We start from the raw sequence: 3100 nt of genomic DNA on the forward strand, positions 1-3100 counted from the left end.
GATATGGTCTCCTCTCGTTCGGTTGTTGTCCGCAACTTCAACTATAACCGATGAGGCCCTGTCCTTCATCCTTTTTTATTCAGATGTCCAATATGTATTGTAGTCCTACAATAAGCGATTTGTTAAATTTTTATAACCACTTGTATTTGCCTGCGATTTATGGTATAATATTTTGAAATTTAGAAAGAGGTGGGAAGATGATTAACTTTTCTTGCAAATAAAATCAAAATATGCGGTAGTGCTATACTTTGGCATTATTGTGTCTATTGCAAGAAAGTTATATGTCTATCTTACTCAATATAGTGCTGTTGCCACTTTTGCTTAGTGGTGTTATTTTATGCTATGACGAGCTGCAAGGATAAACTTTCTTGTGGCTCTTATTTTGTTTTGGAGGTGCTTTATGAATAGTGCAGAACAGATAGTTACACATGATTCACTCCGTATAGTGTCGGTTCCTTTTGGTGAAATCTATACGTAGTAAACATTCACCGAACCGACTTTGTATCGTATGACATGCAAAGGAGGATAATATTTATGTCAATGATTAAAATTGAAAACCTTACGTTTTCATATCCGACAAGTTATGATAATGTTTTTGAAAATGTCAGTTTCCAGGTTGATACCGATTGGAAGCTTGGTTTTGTGGGCAGAAACGGACGAGGTAAAACAACCTTTCTGAATCTTCTGCTTGGGAAATATGAGTATAGTGGAAAAATCCTATCATCCGTACAGTTTGATTATTTTCCTTATCCCGTTTCAGATAAGAATCGTATTACAGAGGATATATTGCAGGAGATTTGCCCACTTGCGGAAGAATGGGAACTTATGCGAGAACTTTCTTATCTTGATGTTGATGTCGATGTGCTTTGGCGACCTTTTGAAACACTTTCCAACGGAGAGCAGACAAAGGTTTTGATTGCCGCTCTTTTTCTTAATGAAGGGCATTTCCTACTGATTGATGAACCTACCAACCATTTGGATGCCAAAGCGAGAAAAAGTGTGGCGGCATATCTGAAAAAGAAAAAGGGATTCATCTTAGTTTCTCACGATCGTCGCTTTCTTGACGATTGTGTTGACTATATTCTATCGATTAACCGAGCGAATATCGAAGTGCAAAGAGGAAACTTTTCATCATGGATGTCAAATTTTGAGCGACAGCAAGAATTTGAACTGGCTCAGAACGAACGTTTGCAAAAGGACATCAGACGATTACAGCAGTCGGCAAAACGCGCTGCAGTATGGTCTGAACGTGTAGAAGCTTCCAAAATTGGGGCAGCAGATAAAGGTTATGTCGGTCATAAAGCCGCCAAAATGATGAAGCGTTCAAAATCTATAGAAGCGAGACAACAACAGACAATCGAACAAAAATCAGCATTGCTGAAAAATATGGAAACCGCAGAAGCCCTCAAGATACAACCGCTTAATTACCATACAGATTTGCTTGCATCATTATCGAATGTAGTAGTTTATTATGATGGCATTTCAGTTTGTGAACCCGTTTCGTTTGAAATAAGACAGGGAGAACGCATTGTGCTTGATGGAAAGAACGGCAGTGGCAAAAGTAGCCTGTTAAAGTTGGTAGTCGGGCAGTCCATAGATTATACGGGTACAGTAACACTTGGCTCTGGGCTTGTAATTTCTTATGTGCCACAGGATACATCGTATTTATGTGGAACCCTTTCCGAGTTTGCAGAAGAAAACAACCTTGATGAAAGTTTGTTCAAGGCAATTCTTAGGAAAATGGACTTTGAGCGTGTACAGTTTGAAAAGGATATTAAAGACTTTTCTGGCGGGCAAAAGAAGAAAGTCCTAATTGCGAAAAGCCTTTGTGAAAAGGCACACTTGTATGTATGGGATGAACCGCTCAACTTTATTGATGTGTACTCACGTATGCAGATTGAACAACTCATAACGGAGTTTGCCCCGACCATGCTCCTGGTAGAACATGACAGTGTTTTTCGAGATACTGTGGCAAGTAAAATTGTGAATATCTAAATTGGTTCTTCCGCAATTTTACGTTTTTCGCTTTAATAAAAATGGAGAATGCTGATTTACACTGGCATTCCAGTATTGAAAAATTACAAAATACGGATAATTGCGTAAGAACCTCTAAATTAAAATAATTGTATGGGTTAATTCCAGCTTTACAGAGACTCAAATTCCAGTTTGTAGAATTAAGAAAATCGTAATTTGTGGAGGTAAAATATAGATGAATCAAGGTAGAATTATTGTAATCACAGGTGCGCCGGGGACAGGAAAAACTACAACGGCATCTGCTGTTGCAAAAGAATCAGATTTGGAAAAGTCTGTGCATATGCACACAGATGACTTTTATCATTATTTGAGTAAAGGGGCAATACCACCGCATTTGCCAGAATCAAATGAGCAAAATTTGATTGTCATTGAAGCGTTTTTAGAAGCTGCGAAGCGATATGCTCGTGGTGGATATGATGTAATTGTTGACGGTATTATCGGACCGTGGTTTTTAAAGCCGTGGCAAAGTCTTGTTCGGGAACATTATGAGGTGCATTATATTATTTTAAGGGCAAGTAAGGAAGAAACCTTGAAGCGAGCTGTTGAACGCTCAAAGTTAGACCGAAAGACAAATATCGAATTGGTAGAAACCATGTGGGAGCAATTTTGCAATCTGGGAATATATGAATCGAATGTTATAGATACGACCACTTATTCCATTCAAGAAACTGTTTCCGCAGTACAAGAAAAAATCGCAAGTAGGGCAGCGTTGTTGTCTTAGATTGTTTTGGTGCAATTCCAGTTTGTTAGCTTTACATCGGGTCAACTTGTCCCGAACTTTTACAACTAAATACCCGCCGCTCACACAGTGGCACACCGAGCAGGAAATCTGAAAAAGGTCTCCTGCTTTTTTTCTGCCCAAAATGAGGTGGTAAAACGCCACCCCATCCACCAATTAGCGAAAGGAGGGACACGAAATGCCTTGTCCACACAACGAAATCACGATTGTTCAGCGCGGTGCCGTCAAGATTTATGCGCAAAATTATTTGCAGGCTCCGGCTGAATGAAGTCAACCGGCAATAGAGGCGTCGTCCAGAGCCGCCTCCAAGTGCTTCATGTTCATGTA

General features: G+C 39.5%; 3 protein-coding genes. 2 read left to right on the forward strand and 1 reads right to left on the reverse strand.

Annotation, left to right across the window (positions count from 1 at the left end):
• Positions 1 to 534 precede the first annotated feature (534 nt).
• Both ACTNBK_RS16765 and ACTNBK_RS16770 read left to right on the forward strand, forming a co-directional pair.
• Positions 535 to 1995: an Lsa family ABC-F type ribosomal protection protein gene (locus ACTNBK_RS16765; protein ID WP_002584327.1), complete on the forward strand. Its 1461-nt coding sequence runs from the start codon at positions 535 to 537 to the stop codon at positions 1993 to 1995.
• A 214-nt stretch (positions 1996 to 2209) separates the two neighbouring features.
• Entirely contained in the window at positions 2210 to 2755 is a 546-nt protein-coding gene (locus tag ACTNBK_RS16770; protein ID WP_002584326.1) for an AAA family ATPase, read from the forward strand.
• A 31-nt stretch (positions 2756 to 2786) separates the two neighbouring features.
• Here the strand turns inward: ACTNBK_RS16770 and ACTNBK_RS16775 are convergent.
• Positions 2787 to 3100, reverse strand: a 314-nt coding sequence (locus ACTNBK_RS16775; RefSeq protein ID WP_441147803.1) for a hypothetical protein, incomplete at its 5' end; no start/stop codon positions are given.

The organism is Intestinimonas sp. HCP28S3_D6 (assembly GCF_052065695.1).
GTDB lineage: Bacteria > Bacillota > Clostridia > Oscillospirales > Oscillospiraceae > Intestinimonas.